Origin of the sequence: Sedimentibacter hydroxybenzoicus DSM 7310 (assembly GCF_013403245.1) — a bacterium.
GTDB classification, from domain to species: domain Bacteria; phylum Bacillota; class Clostridia; order Tissierellales; family Sedimentibacteraceae; genus Sedimentibacter; species Sedimentibacter hydroxybenzoicus.
This window is the reverse complement of the sequence record NZ_JACBNQ010000005.1, coordinates 126,087-149,919: the sequence shown is the minus strand read 5'-3', so window position 1 is coordinate 149,919 and position 23,833 is coordinate 126,087. Positions and strand designations below refer to the sequence as shown.

Here is a 23,833-nt window from a genome sequence, read left to right as displayed (position 1 = left end):
TTTAAAGATAATTATGGTGGTGTAATTATTATATAAATGCTAAAACTTATTAGTTTGCAGCTTTGGCAGCTGATTTTTCTTCTAGCTTTGAAACAAAGATCGTGCCTGCCAAGTCTCCTAAACAGTTATTTGTTGTAGTACCCATATCAAACAATCTATAGAAAGCTGCGATGATTCCTACTATCTCTGTTGGCAGACCAAAGGCTTCAACCATAACTAACAGTTTGACAATGCCGCTTCCGGGTATTCCTCCTCCGCCGGTTGAAAAGATAGCAGATAGTAAAATAACTTTAAGCATTGTACCTATGCTTAAAGGAACACCAACTACTTGACTTATGAATACTATTACGACTCCGTAAAGCAATACACTTCCGTCGTAGTTCATCTGAGAACCTAAAGGAACTGTAAATCCTGAAATGCTTTCGGAAACACCAAACTTTTCTTTTGCAACCTTTATATTTACAGGAATAGAGGCAACACTGCTACAAGTAGATATAGTATAAATCCATAATTCAGCACTGTCTTTAATAAATCGGATTGGGTTTACGCCTGCTTTAATCCATAAAAACCCACCGTAAATAAATACGATGTGTACTATACAAGCAAAGTAATATGTTCCTGCCAGTGTTGCCATACTTGTAAAAATACCGGCTCCATATGTAGCAAAGGAATCGGCCATAAGGAAAAATACCCCTATAGGAGATGCTATCATTATCATGCCTATCAGAGAAAACACCATTTCACTCAATGAATTAAATCCATTTACTATCGTGGTCTTCATATTTTCTGTTTTCATTCTTAATATAGCTATACCTATCAATACAGAAATTATAAGTGTTTGTAATATGTTACCGTCTGAGAATGACTTAAACATATTAGATGAAAACATGCTTAAGAAGAAATCCTCCATGGTTATGTCGCTGCCAGCTACAACCTCCTTTGAAGCTAAGCCTGTAAAGTTGGCAATATTGCCGGGCTTGATTATTGATGCAACAATTATACCTATAGCAGCTGCAATCAATGTAGTTACAACATAATAAGCCATTATTCTGAAACTGATTCGTCCTAAGGATTTAATGTCTTTTTGTGATACGATACCTGTAACAATAGTTACAATAACCATAGGAACTACTATCATTTTAATCATATTTAACCATATGTCACCTATGAATCCAACCTTAGTCATTGGTTCACCTATGACTAGTCCAAATATTGCTCCTAATATCATTGCTAAAAAAACTTGAGTAGTTAGGCCTATCTTTTTGCCGAAAATCTTCATAAAATCACTACCTTTCCATATAATTTTTATAATTTTAAATTTACATCATGAGTAACTATTAAAGATATCCGTAATTAGCGCAGAGACGATATTTTTTATGAATTACATAGACTTATCTATATCTCTGATAATTTTAATAACCTCATCCGCATCCTTGCGATTAATTCCGTTATAAAATACTAAACGGACTTTATTTTCCAATACAGGTCTTATCTTCAACCCTTTTTTTCTAGCTGCTTCGCAATATTCTTCAGGAGACATTCCTGTGTTGCTTACATCCAACATAACGATATTGCTTTGTACTTTATCTTGGACCTTTATTTTCTTCAAATCTTTAATTCCTTCGCTGACGTATTTTGCATTTTCATTGTCTTCTTTTAATTTTTCGATATTGTGTTTTAAGGCATGAATACCTGGAGCAGCAATCACACCTGCCTGCCTCATGTTTCCGCCCAGTAGCTTCCTCTTCTGCCTAAGTTTTTTTATAAAATTGTTGTTTCCGCATAAAAGAGACCCAATTGGAGCACCCAAGCCTTTTGATATGCAAAACATTAATGAGTCAACATATTTGCATAAATCCTTCGGATCAACGTTTAGGCTGGCTGTTGCATTAAATAACCTGGCTCCGTCCATATGAACATGAATATTAAATTCTTTAGCTAAGTCATATATTTCTTTTAAATCATTTGCATCTAAGCATACACCACCGGAAAAATTATGAGTATTTTCAATACATAATAATTTAATATCATTTTCTTCCATCAGTTGTCTTAAATGTTGTGTATCCGGTTTGCTTTTTTCGTTTAGCTTATAAAGAACCGGTATCAGTTGACCGACACTTTTTTCGAAAACAACCTTTTCGCTTTTATAAATGTGCAAAATTTCATCAACCAGTACTTTATCTCCCGGGCTGCAATAAGTTAATATAGCTGCAGTGTTCGCTAAAGTCCCCGAAGAAAAAAGTACTCCTTCATCTTTTCCTGTTAATCTTGCGGCAATATCTTCTAATTCATTAACAGATAAATCCTCGCCTCTTCCATTTTCGTCAACTCTTCCGTCGTCACCAAGCTTAGCAGATAAAATAGTTTTTAACATTTCATCATCTGGTATAGTTAGAGTATCGCTTCTTAAGTCAATCATATCATTTTCTCCTTTCTTGTAATGTATAACAATGCAATAATGATGCCATAAAACATAACGTCTTAAGTATATATTAGTATTAACCCACAAAAACGTATTTCTATAAATGAAAATATAGTATTGTTTGTTAAAAATCGACGTCGCATATGTTTCGTTCGAAACATATACGACGTCGATGCGACATATTTAACATAAATCATATTTTTTCATTAGCCGCCAAAGTGTACTTCTATGAACTCCAAGCATATTAGCAGCTTCCATTTTATTTCCGTTGGATATACTTAATGCTTCATAAACTTCCTCTTTCGTTATTGGTATTTTAATAATTTTATTAGTATAATCAGTTGTCTCGAACTCTGGTTCGCTGCTTATCATATTTTTTACGATTTGAGCGTTTATTATATTGGAATTACTTATAATGCTTAATTTTTCAATGAAATTTTTTAGTTGTCTTATATTTCCGGGCCATTTGTAATCCTTTAATATATCAATTGCATCATTTTGAATGCTAATATTTCTATTTTTTATATATGTTTTGCAAAAATTATTAATGAGTACATTTATGTCATCTTTTCTATCTCTTAAAGGTGGAATATTTAAGGTTAGAACATTTAATCTATAAAACAAGTCATCTCTAAACTTTTTGCTATAAACAAGGTTCTTAATATCTTTATTTGTTGCTGAGATAACTCTGACATTAATTGGAATAATCTGATCACTGCCTAATCTCATAACTTTTCTTTCTTGTAAAACTCTCAAAAACCTCGCTTGTAAGCTCAATGGCATTTCACTAATTTCATCTAAAAAAATAGTGCCGTTATGAGCTAATTCGAATAAGCCCTCCTTGCCATTTTTCTTAGCACCGGTAAAAGCACCTTCTTCATAACCAAACAATTCGCTTTCTAATATATTTTCAGGAAGTGAGGCGCAGTTAATTGCTACGAAAGGTCCATGTTTTCTATAGCTTTCATTATGAATACTTTGTGCAAACAACTCTTTTCCGACACCTGTTTCTCCAAGTATTAATACGGTAGAATCACTTACAGCAAATTTTTTAGCATTAGAAATGCATTCTTTTATTGATCTGCTTGTGTATTTTATATCTGTAAATTTATAAGTTGCATAAAATCCTTTGTTTAAAATTTTATTTCTTATTTTTCTTTCGCCCTTGGTTATGGTATATATGTCATTAAATGTAGCAATTGCACCAATAACTTCATTTTTATTATGTTTTAGCGGAATCATATTACATAACACGTCGGTTTCGTTTATACGGACAATGTCTTGCAAAGATTCTTCGCCTGTATTCACAATGTCCATAAGATGTTTTAACTCGGGAAAAACATCGATTAAGGGAGTACCTATAAGAGGTGATACATCATTTGAAATTAGTTTTAATGAAGTTTGGTTAATTAAAGTGATAATACCTTTTTTGTCAATTGCTATATATCCTTCCTTGGTTGTATCTAATATTGCTTTTAATTCTTCGTTTTTTCTGTTGTTTAACAGGATGGTTTCAAGTATAAATTCAGCTTCATTATAAGCGTATTCTAATGCCTTATGACTAAAATCAATTCTGACATTTTTTATGTTTAATTTTTTTGCTACATTTGTTTGATAGATACCACCAACTATTACATCTATTCCCTCGTTTTTAAGCTGCAATATTTTGTTCAGCATTTCCTCAGGATTGTTTGCAAATACTTGTTTAATATTAATGTTAAGTAATGGGTTTAACAGTTCTAAGCCGCTTAACAAATTATTATAACCGACTACGCCTATGTTTTTACCCATTTTACTTGCTTCTAACAGACATTTTATCATATCATCAAACGGTATAGGTATTTCAACCACCGGAACATCTAATTTGCTTCTTATTCTGTTTGCAGTATCTCCGCGCGATAAAAACACCTTAGCTCCGGTTTCAAGTAACTTTTGAGGGTTTTGATGGTCGTATACCATTGCCCCTACATCTTTGCCTAAGTCCTTAAATATTTGAATTGTAAGCGGTATAAGATCTTCATTATATGCAGCATAATAAATGTGTGGCATTACTCGTTCTCCTTATTATATTAATTCATACAATTATCTATTATTATATATCATCTTGTCAGTAAATTGGAATGAAAAGTTTCTGAAGCGTAAAGCAGCCTAACATACATAGGTAAGAGTTAAGGAGTATTAATATTAGTGTAAGAGGACCCTTTCCGAAGACTTAACAATGGTTAACAGGTTTATGACTAATTAAATTGAATAATTTACATAATTATGCTATAATTTAGGCGTGAAATATCAGAAAATAAACTGAGCATGGGGAGATGAGGTATTATCGTTTCAAGAAAAATAGTGTTAATAAGTGCATTTATAGTAATCAGTTTAATTTTAGTATTAATCATTTATAGTACTAAGCATGTATCTACAATTGAAAATGATGTTGCAAATGAAACAGTTATTAATGATTTAAATAAAGAAACTTTGAGTGATGAAATAGCTTTTAAGAACAGTGAAACAAATGAAAATATAGTTAATACAGATGAAATAGAAGAGTCGGATGATGAGCTGAAAGAAGATGAATCAACTGAATCCGGAAATGACAGCGTCTCTGAGACAGAAGATGACATTATAGGAAATGATTTACCTATAGAGCATACACCTGAACATGTGGGTAATTTTGTAATAATAAACAGTGTAGGCTATGAAAAGTTCAAATTTAGTAAGTATAATGCAAATGTTTACATAGATTCGATTAATAAATATGCTGCAAACTTAGGCAGTGATGTAAAAATATATAATCTCATTGCACCAACATCCAGTGAATTTAATATGCCTGATGAATACAGTGACTTGAGTGATTCGCAAAAAGATGGGATCCAATATGCTTATTCAAATATGAATAATAAGGTTATAACGGTGGATGCATATTCAAATATAGAGGCAAATAAGGATGAATACCTATATTTCAAAACAGATCATCATTGGACCGGATTAGGAGCATATAGAGCATATGAATCATTTATTAAGACTAAAAAAGAGGAACCCGTACCATTAGAGAAATATGAAAAAATAGATTCGGAAAATAAATATCTCGGCTCCATATACAATATGACTCAAAATGAAAGATTGGAAAATAATTTAGATGATATATGGTATTACAATCCTTTGTTGCCGATTAAATATTCAGCAATAAACAGGGATGAAACATCATGGAGTTCAAATCAGATTGTTTTTCCGTCATATTTCGAGCACAGCAGAAAATATTCTGTTTTCATGGGCGGAGATGCTGCTTTTTCACATATTGAAGTAGATTCTCAGACAGAGAAAAAAATATTAGTGATAAAGGATTCTTACGGTAATGCTTTTATCCCGTTTCTTATACCTCATTATGGTGATATTTTCATAGCCGATCCTCGTTACTTCAATTATAATATTTATGATCTGATAGAAGAAAATAAAATTGATGAGATACTTATAATTAACTATTCAACAGTGCTGCAATTGCCTGTGTTTTCTCAGATGTTAGGTGATATGGGAACGGTTAATGTTGTTAGTTCAACTGCAATAAAAGCTGCGGTGGCAAATTAATATTTTATGAAGGAGGTAAAAATGGCATTTATACATATTAGGGGAGTAATACCGCCGATGATAACACCGTTTGATGAAAAAGATGAGGTGGATTACGACAAGTTTAGAAGAAATATTGAAAAATGGAATAAATATGATTTAGCAGGATATTTGGTACTCGGTTCGAACAGTGAAACTGTATATTTGACGGAAGAAGAAAAATTAAAATTGATTGAGCTTACAGTTAAACATAAAAAACCTGGACAAATTGTTTTTGCCGGAACCGGTATGGAATCAACGGGTGCTACTGTTGATTTAACAAACAAGGCAGCTGTCATGGGTGCTGACTGTGCGCTTATTGTTACTCCATTTTATTATGGCGGTAAAATGAATGATGAAGCTCTGATTAATTTTTATACGGATGTTGCTGACAATGTTAAAATACCAATAATGATTTACAATGTTACTAAGTTTACGCATGTCAATATTTCTCCATATGCTGTTGGTGTATTATGCAAGCATCATAATATAATCGGGATGAAAGACAGCTCGGGTAATGTTTCTCAGCTGATAGATTTTAAAAGAGCTGTAGGTGATGCCGAATTTAATTTAATGGTTGGCACAGCATCTGTATGGTATCCTGCCTTAACTCTGGGGATTAAAGCTGCTGTTATGGCTCTTGCAAATTGTTGCCCCGGCGAATGCATAGATGTTCAAAGAGAATTTGAAAGAGGCAATATAGAAAAGGCGAGAGAGCTTTATGAAAGGGTATTTCCTGTTAACAGTGCGGTGACAGGTACATATGGCATAGCAGGATTAAAGTACGCTTGTGATTTGTTGGGATTTGAAGGCGGTTACGTGAGAAAGCCATTAATCCAACTCAAAGAACATGAAAATACAGAATTGATAGAAATACTGAAAAAATCTAAAGTCTGTTAGGGTTGACCTATAGACTGCTTACTAATTCAATTCATCCAAGAATACTATGTGTCATATTATTTGACACATTTTTTTATTATATTTATAGTTTGTCTAATATATTTACATAAAACAATTATCAAAATTATATTTGAAATTAATAAGTTAGAAATGTTATCTTTAATTAAACATTTTTTATAAAAATAACAATAATAATTATTTTGGCATTATTATTGCAAATAATTTAATAAAAATATTTTGAAAGGGAGGACGGCTGATTTGAAAAAACCCAAAATCGGAATAACAACTGCCTGGAGTGTAGAGACATGGGGAGATTCGATTGAAAGCAGAGGTTATAATTATGTTGGAAGGTCATACATAGAGGCTATTATTAAGGCTGGCGGCATACCTGTCTTGATCCCTCAATTTGAACAGATTGATATTAAGAGTGTTTTGGAAGATATTGATGGATTGTTACTTTCGGGTGGCGGTGACGCTAAAAAATTTTCAAAGGAAGATATGCCTGACTTAAGAAAGCAACAACCATTAAGGTATGACTTTGAAGCTGAATTAGTAAAAGCTGCAAAAGAGCTGAAAAAACCAATTATGGGTATATGCAGAGGATTCCAAATGCTGGTAGAGGTTTTTGGAGGTTCTTTATCAGATGAATTAATTGAAGGGCATAAGCAAAAAGATCCAAATGGTGGAGTTCCTTGGCACAAAGTTAATTTGGCAGAAGACAGCTTCCTATATAGTGTAGTAAGTAGCAATCAATGGGATGTGAATAGTTTTCATGTGCAAAAGGTAAATCAGGTGCCGGAAGGATTTAGGACTGCGGCAGTTGCTGATGACGGAGTTATCGAAGCAATTGAATATATGGATGATGCATTTATATTAGGGACACAATTTCATCCGGAAGAACTGATATGGAGCGATGAAAGAACGGCGATAATATTTAAAAAATTTATAGAAGAAAGTAAAATTAGGAGGTAAATGATGACAAGTTCAGGCAAAAAGGGTAGTTTTCTTGAAGGGTTAAAGAAACCTAACGGATATGTAATTATATTTACTTTAATACTAACTGCTATGATATTAACTTGGTTAATACCTTCAGGGTCGTATGAAAGAGTTGTGGATGAAGCTTCGGGCAGGACTGTTGTTGATGCAGAATCATTTAAATTAGTTGAGGATAAAACAGTAAATATTTTTGGAATGTTGAAAGCGATACCAAAAGGTATTTCAGCCTCTGGAGGCATCATCGCTTTTATATTCATAATTTCAGGTTCTGTTGAAGTTATACGTGGTACAGGGGCATTAGATGCGGTAATAATACACTTAGTTGAAAAAATGAAAGGAAAGGATACAATATTATTAGTTCTTGTAACAATAATATTTACATTACTGGGTGCTGTTTTTGGATTTGCGGAGGAAACGATACCATTTATACCATTGGTTATATCCATGTGCTTAGCCCTTGGGTATGACAGGGTTGTAGGATTTCATGTAGTGAGAACAGCAGCATGGGTAGGATTTGCAGGAGCATTTTTAAATCCGTTTACGATAGGTGTTGCACAAAGCATTGCGGAATTGCCTATGTTTTCCGGACTATTATTCAGGATAATATGTTATGTAGTATTTCTTGTTATAGGATTGTGGTTTATATTAAGCTATGCTAAAAAAGTAAAAAAGGATCCTACCAAAAGTATAATATATGGATATGAAGGTGACAAAGATGCCAGAGACTTTGAAATAAAAGATGTGGGTGAGTTTACCGCAAGACATAAATTGGTACTGGTTGTTTTTGCTTTAAATATTATATTTTTAATATTCGGTGTTATTAAGTATGGTTGGTATACTACAGAATTATCTGCTTTATTTTTAGGTTTTGCAATGGTTGCCGGGTTCGTCGGAGGCTTCTCTCCAAACGAAATATTCAGGTATTTGACAAAAGGTATGTCAGGAGTTACATTTGGAGCATTAATAGTCGGATTTGCCAGAGCTATTGTTATTATATTAGAAGAAGGGATGATTTTAGATACGATAGTATTTGGTTTATCTCAGCCTATTATGGGCTTAAGCTCTTCGATTGCGGCTGCAGGTATGTTCATAATTCAATCATTTATAAACTTTTTCATCGGGTCTGGAAGCGGACAGGCGGCTGCAACAATGCCGATTATGATACCATTGTCAGATGTTCTCGGCATTACAAGACAGACTGCAGTATTAGCATTCCAATTTGGAGATGGTATTACAAATATGCTTTGGCCGGCAATGATATATTATTTGGCATTCGCTGATATACCTTATAATGCCTGGTTTAAACATATATTAAAGCTAACCGTTATTTTAACCGTTGCAGGTATTATTTTAGTATCCGTTGCACAAATGATCAGTTATGGACCTTTCTAAATTAATTTCTGCCCTATCACTTAAAACGTGATAGGGTTTATTTTATTTGTAAATAAAATATAATTATGCTAACATTAATTAGGGGTGATTTAATGATTGAAAATTATAGAAGTGATTTATACTTATTATCGGATACATTTAATCTTATTTCAAAGGCAAAGGATTTCCAAGTTACAGCTGACATAATTTTTAACTTCATAAAAAAGTTTATTAAATTTGATATGGCTGTAATATATAAAATTAATGAAAAGGAACATACTTTGGAAATAGTTTCATGTCTCGGAACAGACACAGAAAAGTTAAGAAGAAGGATGCCATTTAAGATTGGGGAGGGAGCGGTTGGATTAGTTGCTAAAAATAAAAAACCGATACTTATTAATGATGCCCTTGAATCTAATGAAGTAAAAGTAAGGCAATATTATAATGAGGATCCTATTATCAGATCATTTTTAGCAGTCCCCTTAGTAGTCGGAGACAAAACAATAGGTATATTGAGCGTGTCCAGTTCCAAAATTAATCAATATGATGATTATGAGGTGCAAGTGATTAATATAATTGCTTCCCAAGCAGCTGTATTGTTGGAGTTAAACAACAATATTACTGAAACGAAAAAGTTTTCAAATAAAATATTGGATAATGTTAATAGCGGCATTATGGTTATTGATGATATAAATAAAATAACCATTTTTAACAAATCTGCGGAGATAATTACAGGTTATAGAACTGATGAACTATTAGGTAAAAATATTTCTGTTTTAAAGCTAGAATTAGAAAATGAAGAAAATACATGGAAGTTTTTGAAAAATCAAAAAACGTTTTTTGAAGAACCGGGGTATTTAGTTAAAAAAGATGACAATGTATTAAGAATACGTTTCAGTACTTCATTTATGTACAATGATGATAATTCTGTTAAAAGTTGTATATGTATATTCAGAGATAATACTGAAATTGAAAAATTGCAAAAGCAAATATTCATGGCTGACAAGCTTGCTGCGTTAGGAAGATTAACAGCAGGCTTGGTTCATGAAATCAGAAATCCTTTATTGCCTATAAGAAATGCCAGTGAATATTTGTTGTCTAAATATGGAGGCAAAGAAAACAATATTGAATTGACCAATCTTTTAAATATTATAAGAGAAGAAAGCAATAGATTAAATCGTGTTATAGATCAACTTGTGAATATGAGCAAAGACAGTTATTATTCAATCGGAAGTTGTTGTTTAGATGAAATTATTGATGAAGTATTAACCTTATTAAAATTTACTATTAATAAGAATAAAATAAGATTAAATTTAGAATATAATGTCCGTAAAATTGAATTGCCTTGCAACAAAGATAATTTAAAACAAGTGTTTATTAATTTATTACTTAATGCAATTGATGCTTTGAAATTAAAAGATGATAAGGATGAGCGCATTATTGAAATAAGTATACAAAAGAAATCTAATTGTGTATTAATTGATATCATGGATAATGGAATTGGTATTTCTGAAAAGGATATTAATTTAATATTTGATCCCTTCTATACTACAAAAGAATGTGGAACGGGTATCGGACTATCTATTGTTTTTAACATAATAAAAAAATCAGGCGGAGATATATTTATAGATAGCAATATAAACAAAGGAACTACTGTTTCATTAATGTTACCCACAATCCAGGAAAGGGAGGAACATTATGGAGATTAATCTGCTAATAGTTGATGATGAAAAATCTATAAGAGAAACTTTAAAAGTAATATTGAGTGACTTAAATTACAAGGTTTTTACTGCGAAGGACGGATATGAAGCAACTGAAATTTTGAATAATAACATTGTTGACATATTGATTACCGATTTACGAATGCCAGGGATGGATGGTATTGAACTGATGAAAAATGCATTAGAAATTGATCCGTTCATAGAAACCATATTTATATCTGCATATGCAGATATAAAATCAGCGGTAAAAGCTGTTAAAATGGGAGCAGTTGACTATATTGAAAAATCATTTTCAAACGATGAGCTGATATTTGCGATTGAGCGGGCAATTGAACATAGAATTCTAAAAGAAGAAAACAGGAACTTAAAAAGAAGGGTAGAATGCAAATATGAATACGAGGGTGTTGTTGGTAAAAGTGAAGTTATGCAAAAGGTATTTGATATAGTAAACAGAGTAGCAAACAGCAGGGCAAGTATATTATTAACAGGCGAAAGCGGAGTAGGTAAAGAGGTAATAGCTAAACTTATACATAATTTGAGCTGTCGCAAAAATAACAGTTTTGTGGTGATTAACTGCGGAGCAATACCCGAAAATCTTATTGAGTCTGAGCTGTTTGGATTTGAGAAAGGTTCCTTTACCGGTGCTGATCACATACAAAAGGGTAAATTTGAATTAGCTAATGGGGGTACCCTGTTTCTTGATGAGATAGGTGAACTTCCTTTTCAGTCACAGGTCAAGTTTTTAAGAGCGTTGCAGGAAAAACAGATTTATAAAATAGGTTCAGAAAAAAGTATAAATGTAGATGTCAGAATCATTGCAGCAACAAATAAAAATCTGCCTGAGGAAGTTAAGAATGGAAACTTCAGAGAAGATTTATTTTACAGATTGAATGTAATTAATATAGAAATTCCGCCGTTAAGGGAAAGAAAAGATGATATTTCTTCTCTTGCAGAATTTTTTATGGAACAATATTCGAATGAATATAATAAAAAAATAAAATATTATGACCCGGTTGCTATAAAGTATCTGATAGAATATGAATGGAAGGGTAACGTCAGAGAGCTTAGTAATGTAATAGAACGTTCTGTTCTGATTGCTCACGAAGAAGAGGAATTTTTATTACCGGAATATCTGCCAAAGGAAATAACAGGTTTTACATATAATGCCTTGTCAGAAGAAAGAAAAGAAAAAAAATTATCAGACTATGAAAAAATGATAATTTTGAGTACGTTAAACAGATTTAACGGTAATAAAACAATGGCTGCAAAAGTATTGGGGATAAAAAGACAAACATTGTATAATAAGATAAAATATTACAATATTGAAGAGTGTTAAAATTAATAACTGTATAAAACCGGAAACTCGAGTAATGTCCAATTATTAGACATTATTTTATGCACATTAAAAGCAATTATAAATTATAACTAAGCCGCGGTGCTTATAATCACAATTAAATAATTGCGTAATTTTATTGGCACAAATATTGCTACTATTATTGTATGAAAACTAATTACAATAGTGGAGGATTGAAAATGATAAAAAAAGAGCTTAGGATAATTTGTCCTAATGGACATTTAGGTTTTTCTCCTACAAAAGAAGATAGCTTTTGGTTAGGAGCACAAACTAAGCCTGATTATTATTGCAGTGATTCCGGAAGTGATGATATTGGGCCCGGACCTTTAGGTGCTGATAAATGTGCAAGTCTATATGTCTGGCAGAAACATGATTTGGAATTAATGCTTCTTGCTTCGAGAGAGCAGGGAGTTCCTATGATTATAGGTTCTGCAGGTGATACGGGAACAAACAGCAGAGTTGATATGTATGTGCAAATTATAAAAGATTTAGCAACAGAACATAAAATTCCTAAATTTAAATTAGCATATTTTTATTCAGAAGTTGATAAAAGATATCTGAGAAATAAGATGGAAAACGGAGCTGTAATCGAAGGATTAGATTCAAGATCTTTTCTTACTTTTGAAGAATTGGACAAAACAGAAAGAATTGTTGCTGTAGCAGGTGTACATCCATACATTAGAGCTTTAGAGATGGGGGCAGATGTTATAATAGGAGGAAGATCATCAGATATTGCAATTTTTGCTGCTCCAGCTATAAAAGAAGGATTCCCGGAAAATCTTGCTTATTATGCCGGAAAGGTATTGGAATGTGCTTCATTCTGTGCTGAACCTTATGGAGCCAAGGAAAGTGTAATTGGAACTATAACACATAATGATGTTAAAGTTACGGCAATGGCTCCTTGGCAAAGATGTACGGTAGCATCTGTTGCAGGTCATGCTATGTATGAAAGGTCGAATCCGTATTATGAATATTTTGCAGGCGGGATGCTGGACATGTCTGAATGCCTGTATGAGCAGTGGGATGAAAAAACTACAAGAATAACTAACCCAAAGTATATACCAATTGAAGGCAAAATAAAAGTTAAGCTTGAAGGGTCTACGAAGGTTGGAGAAATGTATATTGGGATTGCAGGTGTCAGAGATCCTTATACAATAAAAAATATTGATAAGGTTATAGAATTGTCAAGAGAACAGGTAATGCAAAAGTTTGGAGATAACGGGTACGAATTGCATTACAGGATATATGGTAAAAATGGTGTAATGGGAGACTTAGAGCCTGTTAAAGAAATAAAATCACATGAATTATGTATAATTGTTCAAGGCATTGCTCCAACAAAGGAAATGGCTGAAGAAGTTACTATGACCGGAACAAGACAAATCTTTTATGCAAGATTGCCTGAGGTTAAGGGTACTGCCGGGACAGCTGCTTTTGTCGTTGATGAAGTCTTACCCGCTACTTCTGCTTACCGATGGTCTTTAAATCATATTGTTGAAGTGGATGATCCTTTAGAATTATTTGATGTTAAACTAATAGAGATCGGAGAGTAAGAGTTATGAAGACAATAAAGTTAGTTGATATAGCTAAAACAATAAGAAGCAAAAATGCCGGTACTGATAGAATTACATTTGATATAATATTCAGAGAAAAAGAAAATTATGAATTAGTTAAGGCAAGTAAAATAATTACAAAAGAATTTATAGCAAATCTATTTCAAATTTGTGAAAGCAGAATTTCAGATTTTGTTGAATTTGATCCGGCATATGCAATAAAATTTACCATACTAAGACTTCAGCCAAGCGGAAGTCCCGGTGAAGGTGATGTGTTCGGGTGTCAGCAGTATCCGCCTCTGCTGGATATTGAAATACCTGTATAATATACTATATATTAATTACGCCGCAGCTTTAAGCTGCGGTTTAGTTCTTATATGAATTCTTATTATTGCTATTCTAATAATTATTTAATATAATCTAAAAGAAAGACTTATATATTATGATAATTAGGGTTCAACCCTAATTGCTTACAGGAGAACTTCATGGAAAACCTTACAGCATCTCATATTATCGGAGCATTAGTTACTTTGATAATCATAATGGGAATAGGAGTTTATTCAGGGAAAAGAGTTAAAAATGCATCGGATTTTTCAACAGGCGGTCACAGAGCGAGTTCTTTATTAGTTGCCGGAACAATTATCGGAACATTGGTAGGAGGTTCTTCAACCGTAGGTACCGCACAGCTGGCATATAATTATGGTTTTTCTGCCTGGTGGTTTACCTTAGGTGCCGGTCTGGGATGTTTAATTCTTGGATCAGGCTTTGTTAAGCCGCTTAAATTAAGCTGCTGTAATACAATACAAGAAATGATATCTTCAGAGTATGGACAAACCTCCGGTATTATTACTACAGTTTTATCATCATTCGGGATAATATTGAATATAGTTGCACAAATTTTAGCTGCTAATGCATTGTTATCTTCAATGTTTGGTTTGGACAGTGTGGAAAGTGCTTGTGTCAGTATATTGCTAATGAGTGTTTACGTTATTTTTGGCGGAGTTTTAAGTACAGGTATTTTAGGTATTATAAAGCTTGTTTTAATATATTTTTCTGTTTTTTTAGGTGCTGCTATAGCTCTTAAGTTAGGGGGAGGGTTTTCCGGATTTTATAATAACCTTAATCACCAACAATATTTTAATCTTGTATCAAGAGGAGTTGGTATTGATGTAGGTGATGGGTTTTCGGTTGTTTTGGGAGTATTATCTACTCAGACTTATATTCAGGCTGTTATATCAGGGAAAAATATAAAGGAAGCCAAAAAGGGCGCATTATTAAGTGCTGCTATTATACCACCTATAGGAATCGGCAGTATTTTAATAGGAATGTATATGAAAATTAATTATCCTTACATAGAATCAAGTCAGGCATTTCCTTTATTTATTATTAACAATATTCCGCCTTTTATCAGCGGTCTTATATTAGCAACATTATTGATAGCGTTAGTGGGAACCGGTTCAGGAATGGCACTTGGATTCAGCACAATTATTATAAATGATATTTATAAAAAATATATAAGCAAGAATGAAAATATCAAAAATGAATTAGTAATCACAAGGATTGTAATTTTGTTGACCTTGGTAGTATCTGCAATATTTACTTTAGGAAATCTAAAAACGGCCATATTAACATGGGGATTTATGTCTATGGGGTTAAGAGCAACGGTGTTGATAATTCCGATGATTGGAGCACTATTTTTCAAAGGTAAGATTGGTAGTAAATTCGCTGTTTTATCAAGTGTGTTCGGATTTTTATCATTTTTAGTATGTGAAACATTCTTTGATTTGAATATGAATTCTTTATTTATCGGTGTAAGCATCAGTGCATTAACAATCCTTTTCGGCTTGAGCAAGCATCATAAGATTCAGCAATAGAAATTGGGAAAACCGGAAGACATAACTATCCTTCCGGTTTTTGTTCTTGCACTTAGAGTATAAGCGACTGACACCTGATCAGAGATTTGGGTTATCTGCTTATTACAATGTATATTTTCCTACCATTTGTTTCAATGAAAAGGCCTGTCCTGACAGTTCTTCACTCGATGCGGCTATTTGCTCCGCGGTTGCTGAATTAGATTGTATAACACTTGATATTTGATCAACACCTGTGTTGACTTGATAAACATTATCGCTTTGTTTTTGTGAAGCTTCAGAAATATCATTTATCAAGGAGTTGGCCGTATGGGTTTTTTCCACAACATTTTTTAGAGCTGATTCGGTTTCCTTTGCAATTAAGGTTCCCTTGTTAATTGAATTTACAGAACTTTCAATCAGAAGGGTTGTACTTTTAGCTGCCTCAGCACTCTTGGATGCAAGATTTCGGACTTCGTCTGCAACGACAGAAAAGCCTTTGCCGGCAGCACCTGCCCTTGCTGCCTCAACAGCCGCATTAAGTGCCAATATATTAGTTTGAAATGCTATATCATCTATTGTTTTAATTATTTTTTCAATTTCACCAGATGTATGATTGATTTCTTCCATTGCGTTCATCAATTCATTCATGTATTGACTGCCTTGTAGTACAACAGATCCTGTTTCATCAGACAATCTGCTGACATTAACAGCACTTTCAGCGTCGTTTTTAATCTGAACTGCTACTTCTGACATGGTAGCAGCTAATTCTTCGATAGAGCTTGCTTGCTCGGTAGAGCCTTGTGCCAGCATTTGAGCAGCTGCAGAAACATGCTCTGCTCCCGAATTAATGCCATCTGCTGCCAAATTAATTTCGTTTAAAATTGATCTAAGATCATTAAACAATGTTTCTACAATTTTAATAATTGTAAAATATATACCTTTATGTATTGATGTATCCGATGTATATGTTAAATCATTATTTGTTAAGGCTGTTTTATATCCATCGATGCTGTTTGCCAACATATTAACTGATACAACTGCACCATCCATAGATTTAGCCAAAGAGCCAATTTCATCATTAGAATCAATTTCTTTAATCTGTCTTATTATATCTTCACTTATATCGCCGATTTCTATAGCTTTTGCCGCGTTAACTACAATGTTTAACGGATTTTTTAGCTTTAATTTAAAATATCTTTGCATTACGAATATGCTGAGTATAATTGACAATATTGAAATAATACTTATTATCATAACTTCATTTAATATCTTTTTTTCGATAACAGAATAGTCACTTGCCGTAACTATTACTCCTTTAACAGATCCATCCGAGGAAAGGGTTGGTTTATATACTGTTATATACGGCAGGCCAAACACATCTGCTTTACCGACATAGTCCATTTTATTGTTCATAACCGTATCGGCTATTTTAGGATCAAGCTTTGTTCCAACCAGTCGTTTTCCGTCCTGAATTACTGTAGAGCTTATTCTCAAATCATTCTCAAATATTGATATTTCATTATTTATTAAGGATTTCATATTATCTACAAAATTGTTGTCTTCAAGCTTAAATCCTACTGATAAAACACCCAATAACTTATTGTTTTGATAAATAGGTGAACCGACATTTATACCATAAAAATCTGAGGGTTCCCTTCCTATATCTGAAAGTACTTTTCCGCCAAGTGCTGATTTTATAATAGCATTGTTGGAAATGTTATCTCCTGATTTATACACGTCATTTGTGCTTGAAATTATAGTGCCGCTTAAATCTGTTACCGTTATATTGTTATAACTTGATGCTTCATTCAAACTGTTTATATATGATTCGAGCAGACTTGTATTATTTGAATTTATATAACTTATTAATTTTGTATCTTTTGCTGCTTCGCTTACATATTCAATCAGTTCACTTTTAATTGATTCTATTTCCTTTTCTACAATATCCATTGATGCTAATGCTTTATCCTCTGATATCTCAATTATTATATTGTTAAAATAAAACAGAGAAATTGTTGATGTTATTACCACTGTTATAATCAATGTGATTATACTTATTTTTAATATAGCTGTACTTATGCTTTGAAATTTTGAATTGTTTTTTTTCATTTCGCTCCTCCGTTAGTTGCAATAAAAATTATTGTTATTAATATTAAGTTGTAATAATTACAATGTAATATATACCGATATATTGTCGATTTAAACATAAGTAAAAAAATAATCTTTAAATAGTTTCAGAGGTGATTGAATTGCACACTAAAAAAATCAGGATATTCCTCGCCTATATACGCGTAGAATATCCTGATTAGTTATAATATCAACCTATACAAGCTTGCCGTAATAAAGCAAACAGCAAATGCTATAGCTGTTGGGATAAAGAATGAAAGCAGCGTCCATTTAATGCTGCCTGTTTCTTTCTTAATAGTCCATAGGGCTGTTGAACAAGGCCAATGAAGCAAGCTGAAAAGCATCACGTTTAAGGCAGTTAACGGAGTCCACCCGTTATTTATAAGAATTGTTCTCAGGTGGTCAACACTTTCAAAATCAGTCAATGTTCCCGTTGAAAGGTATGCCATTAATAAAACCGGCAGCACTATTTCATTTGCAGGTATACCCATTATAAATGCCATTAATATAATACCGTCGAGACCTATTGTTTTAGCAATCGGGTCTAGGAAATTTGCCACATGAGACAATATACTTAAGTCACCCACATAAATGTTAGCAAAGATCCATGTAATTGCACCTGCCGGAGCTGCTATAATTACTGCTCTCGATAATACAAATATGGTTCTGTCGATAATTGAGGTATATAAAAGACGACCTATCTTTGGCACTCTATAAGGCGGAAGCTCAAGGGTGAAGGTAGAGGGCACTCCTTTTAAAAGCGTTTTTGATAATATATATGAAACAAGTAATGTAACGATAATTCCGAACAAAACCATAAGCGTAATGAACAATGCCGGTATTAAGCTGTTTACGTATGCATTTGAATAAACTGCAAAGAAAGCTGATGATATTACTATTATTGTCGGGAACCTACCGTTGCAGGGCACAAAATTATTAGTTAAAATGGCTATAACTCTCTCTCTTGGAGAATCAATTATTCTGCATCCGATAACCCCTGCAGCGTTACACCCGAAACCCATGCACATAGTCAGACACTGTTTTCCATGGGCGCATGCCTTTTTAAACATATGATCTAAATTAAATGCGATTCTCGGCAGATATCCCAGGTCCTCTAAGAATGTGAACAATGGAAAGAATATTGCCATTGGTGGGAGCATAACAGATACAACCCATGCTAATGTACGATATATACCGTCAAGAAGTATGTTGTGCAATATCATCGGTACTTCCCATTGAACAAACAATGACGACAACTTATCCTGAATTCCAAACAACAGTCTTGCTAACATTTGAGACGGAATGTTTGCTCCTTGAATTGTTATCCAAAATACCAATCCCAAAAGTAAAAGCATAATCGGTAAACCAAGTACCTTAGAGGTAATTATATCGTCTATTTTTTTGTCTCTTTTTATTTTTTTCGTATCTTCTGTTACATATTTTTGCTTTAATTCATTAGCATAATTATAGTTATGCTCTGCTATCATTTCACGCAGCTTTATAGTATCTGTATTGATATTAAGTTCTTCTTTTATTTTTTTTGCCTGAGATACAGTTAAGTGCCCTTCTTTGTTTATCGAAAAAATATCTGTATTGCTGTCGATTAATCTCAAGGCGGTCCAACGTATGTTTGAAATATTTAAATCCTCTAAATGAGGTAAAATGTCATTGATTTCTGATTTTATATAATCATCGTACGTTATTATTGCCGGCTTTCTTTTTTCGCTGTTGAATGTTATTTTTTCTATTAAATTTTTCAGCTCATCCATTCCGATGCCACTTCGTGCTGCAGTTAAAACTACCGGGACATTAAGCTCCCTTTCGAGACCTTCCTTATCGATTGCTATGTTTTTTTTCTTTGCCTCATCTATTAAATTTATGCAGAGAATAACCTTATTTGTTATTTCGGATATTTGAAAAACTAAATTTAAGTTTCTTTCCAGGCATGTTGCATCTGCAACTACGACTATTGCTTCATAATCGCCATAGCAGATAAAGTCTCTGGAAACTTCCTCATCTTTTGATGATGTAAACAATGAATAAGATCCGGGAAGGTCTACAACTATATATTCTTCATCGTTGTAGGAATATTCTCCTCTTGCCGAAACGACTGTCTTGCCGGGCCAATTTCCCGTATGCTGCTTCAGACCTGTTAAATAATTAAAAACAGTGCTTTTTCCCGTGTTCGGATTTCCGGCTAACGCTATTACATGCTGAGAATCGGTTTTTACTATATCAAAAACATCCTTCATAGCGTCTATTTTGACAGATTGTGCAGTTAAACCCATATACTCGCCCCTTCCTAATATATTTCAATCAATCGAGCTTCTTCACCTCTCAGGGCAATCATAGCTCCGCGTATATTGTAAACAGTCAAATTATTTTTAGGGCCTTTTCTTAATATTTCTATATCAGCTCCGTTTGTAAGACCTAAGGCAAGCAATCTTTCTTTTAATGAATCCTGTGCGGTGTTTTTTCTTACCTTTACAACTTCACCCACATGGGCATCTGTTAATGCTTTCATATCATTTCTCCTGTCATAAAATATTATATTTTACTAAATAATTTAGCCGAAGCTAACTTCTTTAGCTTTATCTTATGTTTTAATATAAAAAATGACACAAAAGTATTAAATAATAATTTACTCTTGATTTATCATAATAAATGTAAGACAATGATATATAGCGCCGAAAGGTGTTGTTTTTATTTGATATAGAAGAGGTTTATAATGAAAGAATACGATATGTTAAAAGATAATCCAGGAAAATCATTATTATTCTTTGCATTGCCTATGATTTTGGGTAATCTTTTTCAACAGTTTTATAATATGGCTGACTCGATTATAGTAGGTAAATTTGTAAGTGAAGAGGCGCTTGCTGCCGTAGGTGCATCATATTCCTTGACAACAGTCTTTATAATGATAGCAATAGGCGGAGGAATAGGGTCATCAGTCATTATTTCCCAATACTTGGGGGCTAAAGAATATGAAAAGATGAAGACATCCGTTTATACTGCTTTAATAAGTTTTATGATTTTAAGTTTATTCATGTTGATTTTTGGTACTGTTGCTAAGGAACGGTTATTGCTTTTATTAAATACACCTGCCAATATTTTTGATGATGCATTGCTGTATCTGACGATTTATTTTATAGGTCTGCCATTTTTGTTTATGTATAATATATTTGCATCGGTGTTTAACGCATTAGGCAAATCTAAAATACCCTTGTATCTATTGCTTTTCTCTTCGGTATTAAACGTTATTCTTGATTTATTTATGGTGTTGGTATTGCATATGGGTGTTGCCGGTGTTGCAATCGCTACTGTTATTGCACAAGGAATATCTGCGGTAATTTCGTATATCATTTTAATAAACACATTAAAAAACTATGTTACTGAATCAAAGCATATAGAGAAATTTAATAAATCAATGCTTAAAAAAATGATTTTTGTTGCAGTACCGTCTATATTGCAGCAGTCAATTGTTTCAATCGGTATGGTACTCGTTCAATCAGTGGTAAATGGTTTTGGTTCCTCCGTTTTAGCGGGATATTCGGCAGGAACAAGAATAGAATCAATATGTATTGTTCCCATGATTGCAACAGGAAATGCTATTTCTACATTTACGGCTCAAAACCTCGGTGCAGGACAATTAGACAGGGTACGTGAGGGATATTATTCAGGCTATAGAATAATTGTTTCGTTTGCGGCAGTTATTGCCGTAATTACAGCAATATTCTACAGACCTATTATTTCAATATTTTTGGATGTTGAAAATGGAAGCTTGGCTTTTAATACAGGTATCCGATATTTGAAATTTATTGGTTACTTCTTTGCGTTTATCGGTTTTAAATCAATTACTGACGGCGTGCTCAGAGGTTCGGGTGATATGCTGCTGTTTACCATATCTAATCTTGTAAATTTAAGCATAAGGGTTTTTGTAGCATTTTACTTCTCACCCAAGTGGGGAGTTCAGGCAGTTTGGTATGCTATTCCAATGGGATGGGCAGCAAATTATATTATTTCATTTTCATATTATTTGACAGGAAGATGGAGCAGGAAGAGAATTGTAACGTAGAGTATATGGTAAATGTGCTCATAATGACAAAATGCTTGATAAAATTCTATAATGATACTATCATATTAGTATGATTCAATAAAAATCGAAAGGCGGGGAAGTTGATGGAATATAGAAATGCTGCTATTCAGGATATTAATAAGATACAGTTGTTACAACAAAAGTATCATGTATCAACTATAAGAGATGAAGATAAACCACATGGATTTGTTACAACATTGTTTGCGGAAAATCAATTTAAAGAACTGATAGAAAAAGAAAATGGACTTGCCATAGCTTGTGACGGTGAAAAAGTAATCGGATATGCAATGGCCGCTTCATGGCAATATTGGTCTGTGTGGCCTTTATTTCAACATATGATCAATGATTTACCTAATACTACATTTTTAAACACTGTATTAAACGCTGAAAACTCTTATCAATACGGTCCGATATGCATAGACATGGAGTACAGAGGAACTGATGTCCTGCCTAATTTATTTGAATTTTCGAGATTACAGATGAAGGATAGATACCCTGTATTAATTACATTTATAAATCATATAAACAATAGATCCTACGATGCTCACACCCGCAAGCTGGGACTTGAGGTGATAAAAAACTTTGAGTTTAATAATAATCATTACTATGAGTTAGGATATGACATGACAAAGAAAACTAAAGGTTCTAATATATAATTTATTAATTGAATATCACTTTAATTGCTGTTATAATATGTTAGTCATACTTTTTATATTGATAAAGGAGCAAACAATGAACGAAAATCAAAACAATGTGCAATATTATGAAGATGAAATTGATTTAAGAGAGCTTATAATGGCTCTTTGGAAAAGAAAAATAATGATAATATGCTTTACTCTTATAGCAGCAATATTAGCGGGGATGTTTAGTATGTTTGTTTTATCACCTGTTTATGATACGAAATTAAATATAGTTATAAGCATGCCTGAAAAATATATTACAAGATATGGCGAGTATGTATTGCCGATTACAACAAATGAGCAATATATCAATTTAATAACAAGTAATGATGTTTTACTTCATACGATAGAAGAGATGGGTTATGACAAAGAAACTACTATAGATGGAGTGAGAAAGAGAATTACAGTCGGTAAAAATGAAGCAAAAGCAGGCTCTGTTCAAAACAGCTTTGAGGTGACCGTTTCAGCAAATAACCCTGAAGAAGCTCTGAAATTAGCTCAAATATTATACAGTAATTACTTGGATTTCTTAGATTCCATGACAAAGGAAAGAGCAGTTAATTATTATTACAATCACTTCACCATAGAATTAAGAGCTTTAGAAAATTCATTACTCAGCCAAAAAGAAATACTGAAAAGCAATGAAGACCTATTAGTGAAAACACCTAAAAATATAAGTTCCGGTAATGCAAATATAGAAATACAATCCCCTTTGAACGGAAGCAGTGATTATATTCTGCCGGTTGATACCATAAATCCAAATTATATTAAATTAGAAACTGATATTATAGCAAACAAGCAATCAATTAACAATTTAGAAAATTCTATCAGAATTAATAATCAATACTTAGCAGAATTAGACAGGGAAAGAGAGGCTATATACAAATACTACAGAACCGGTCAAACTGAAATTTTGGAATCAAGTGTAATCGGAGTTGTAGAAACAAATGTTTATTTACCTTCACCTCCTGTAGCACCAACTCAAAAAACGAGCCCAAGCAATGCCTTAAACACTGCAATCGGTGCTGTATTAGGTGGTATGCTAGGAGTCATGGTAGCTTTGTTTCAGGAATATTGGTTTAAAAAAGCGTAGGTTGACGAAAAAGACCCCACTGAATTGAGGGTCTTTAATTTATAAAAGAATGACGAAAAAGGAGACAGATGGA

Annotated in this window: 18 protein-coding genes; 12 read left to right on the top strand and 6 right to left on the bottom strand. The window is 33.0% G+C overall.

Annotated features, from left to right (window positions below):
* Positions 1-49 precede the first annotated feature (49 nt).
* From HZF24_RS07555 to HZF24_RS07545, 3 genes are all read right to left on the bottom strand, one after another.
* On the bottom strand, positions 50-1,279 hold the full coding sequence (locus tag HZF24_RS07555; RefSeq protein ID WP_179237687.1) for a dicarboxylate/amino acid:cation symporter: 1,230 nt from the start codon (positions 1,277-1,279) through the stop codon (positions 50-52).
* A 102-nt stretch (positions 1,280-1,381) separates the two neighbouring features.
* Positions 1,382-2,419 (bottom strand): threonine aldolase family protein, encoded by a 1,038-nt coding sequence (locus tag HZF24_RS07550; RefSeq protein ID WP_179237686.1) that lies wholly within the window; start codon positions 2,417-2,419, stop codon positions 1,382-1,384.
* Positions 2,420-2,605: 186 nt separating this feature from the next.
* On the bottom strand, positions 2,606-4,471 hold the full coding sequence (locus HZF24_RS07545; RefSeq protein WP_179237685.1) for a sigma 54-interacting transcriptional regulator: 1,866 nt from the start codon (positions 4,469-4,471) through the stop codon (positions 2,606-2,608).
* 294 nt (positions 4,472-4,765) lie between these two features.
* On the opposite strand from HZF24_RS07545, the gene HZF24_RS07540 reads away from it, so the two are divergent.
* The 9 genes from HZF24_RS07540 to HZF24_RS07500 all read left to right on the top strand — a co-directional run bounded on the left by HZF24_RS07540 (position 4,766) and on the right by HZF24_RS07500 (position 15,785).
* Positions 4,766-6,001 (top strand): DHHW family protein, encoded by a 1,236-nt coding sequence (locus HZF24_RS07540; RefSeq protein ID WP_179237684.1) that lies wholly within the window; start codon positions 4,766-4,768, stop codon positions 5,999-6,001.
* Between the two features lie 21 nt (positions 6,002-6,022).
* Positions 6,023-6,919 carry a dihydrodipicolinate synthase family protein gene (locus HZF24_RS07535; RefSeq protein ID WP_179237683.1) on the top strand — a complete coding sequence of 299 codons (897 nt, stop codon included), beginning with the start codon at positions 6,023-6,025 and terminating at the stop codon, positions 6,917-6,919.
* A gap of 258 nt (positions 6,920-7,177) precedes the next feature.
* Positions 7,178-7,891, top strand: a complete 714-nt coding sequence (locus tag HZF24_RS07530) for a gamma-glutamyl-gamma-aminobutyrate hydrolase family protein (protein WP_179237682.1) — start codon at positions 7,178-7,180, stop codon at positions 7,889-7,891.
* 3 nt (positions 7,892-7,894) lie between these two features.
* Positions 7,895-9,307 carry a YfcC family protein gene (locus HZF24_RS07525; protein WP_179237681.1) on the top strand — a complete coding sequence of 471 codons (1,413 nt, stop codon included), beginning with the start codon at positions 7,895-7,897 and terminating at the stop codon, positions 9,305-9,307.
* A gap of 92 nt (positions 9,308-9,399) precedes the next feature.
* The gene (locus HZF24_RS07520; protein ID WP_179237680.1) at positions 9,400-10,995 is read left to right on the top strand and encodes a GAF domain-containing sensor histidine kinase; all 1,596 of its coding nucleotides are present in this window, start codon (positions 9,400-9,402) and stop codon (positions 10,993-10,995) included.
* The gene (locus HZF24_RS07515; protein WP_179237679.1) at positions 10,985-12,343 is read left to right on the top strand and encodes a sigma-54-dependent transcriptional regulator; all 1,359 of its coding nucleotides are present in this window, start codon (positions 10,985-10,987) and stop codon (positions 12,341-12,343) included. The genes HZF24_RS07520 and HZF24_RS07515 overlap by 11 nt, the downstream gene beginning before the upstream one ends.
* A gap of 197 nt (positions 12,344-12,540) precedes the next feature.
* Entirely contained in the window at positions 12,541-13,911 is a 1,371-nt protein-coding gene (locus tag HZF24_RS07510; RefSeq protein ID WP_179237678.1) for an acyclic terpene utilization AtuA family protein, read from the top strand.
* Positions 13,912-13,916: 5 nt separating this feature from the next.
* A complete protein-coding gene (locus HZF24_RS07505) occupies positions 13,917-14,237 on the top strand; it encodes a DUF4387 domain-containing protein (RefSeq protein ID WP_179237677.1) in 321 nt (106 codons plus the stop codon).
* A gap of 159 nt (positions 14,238-14,396) precedes the next feature.
* On the top strand, positions 14,397-15,785 hold the full coding sequence (locus HZF24_RS07500) for a sodium:solute symporter family protein (RefSeq protein WP_179237676.1): 1,389 nt from the start codon (positions 14,397-14,399) through the stop codon (positions 15,783-15,785).
* A 102-nt stretch (positions 15,786-15,887) separates the two neighbouring features.
* Here HZF24_RS07500 and HZF24_RS07495 read toward each other — a convergent pair whose 3' ends face one another.
* The 3 genes from HZF24_RS07495 to HZF24_RS07485 form a co-directional block, all read right to left on the bottom strand.
* Positions 15,888-17,873, bottom strand: coding sequence for a methyl-accepting chemotaxis protein (locus HZF24_RS07495; RefSeq protein ID WP_179237675.1), 1,986 nt, complete (start codon positions 17,871-17,873; stop codon positions 15,888-15,890).
* Positions 17,874-18,073: 200 nt separating this feature from the next.
* On the bottom strand, positions 18,074-20,179 hold the full coding sequence (feoB, locus tag HZF24_RS07490; protein WP_179237674.1) for a ferrous iron transport protein B: 2,106 nt from the start codon (positions 20,177-20,179) through the stop codon (positions 18,074-18,076).
* A gap of 14 nt (positions 20,180-20,193) precedes the next feature.
* Positions 20,194-20,415 carry a FeoA family protein gene (locus tag HZF24_RS07485; RefSeq protein ID WP_179237673.1) on the bottom strand — a complete coding sequence of 74 codons (222 nt, stop codon included), beginning with the start codon at positions 20,413-20,415 and terminating at the stop codon, positions 20,194-20,196.
* 204 nt (positions 20,416-20,619) lie between these two features.
* On the opposite strand from HZF24_RS07485, the gene HZF24_RS07480 reads away from it, so the two are divergent.
* The 3 genes from HZF24_RS07480 to HZF24_RS07470 all read left to right on the top strand — a co-directional run bounded on the left by HZF24_RS07480 (position 20,620) and on the right by HZF24_RS07470 (position 23,760).
* Positions 20,620-21,966: an MATE family efflux transporter gene (locus HZF24_RS07480; RefSeq protein WP_179237672.1), complete on the top strand. Its 1,347-nt coding sequence runs from the start codon at positions 20,620-20,622 to the stop codon at positions 21,964-21,966.
* A gap of 104 nt (positions 21,967-22,070) precedes the next feature.
* The gene (locus tag HZF24_RS07475; protein ID WP_179237671.1) at positions 22,071-22,643 is read left to right on the top strand and encodes a GNAT family acetyltransferase; all 573 of its coding nucleotides are present in this window, start codon (positions 22,071-22,073) and stop codon (positions 22,641-22,643) included.
* A 76-nt stretch (positions 22,644-22,719) separates the two neighbouring features.
* Positions 22,720-23,760, top strand: coding sequence for a Wzz/FepE/Etk N-terminal domain-containing protein (locus HZF24_RS07470; RefSeq protein ID WP_179237670.1), 1,041 nt, complete (start codon positions 22,720-22,722; stop codon positions 23,758-23,760).
* Positions 23,761-23,833 lie beyond the last annotated feature (73 nt).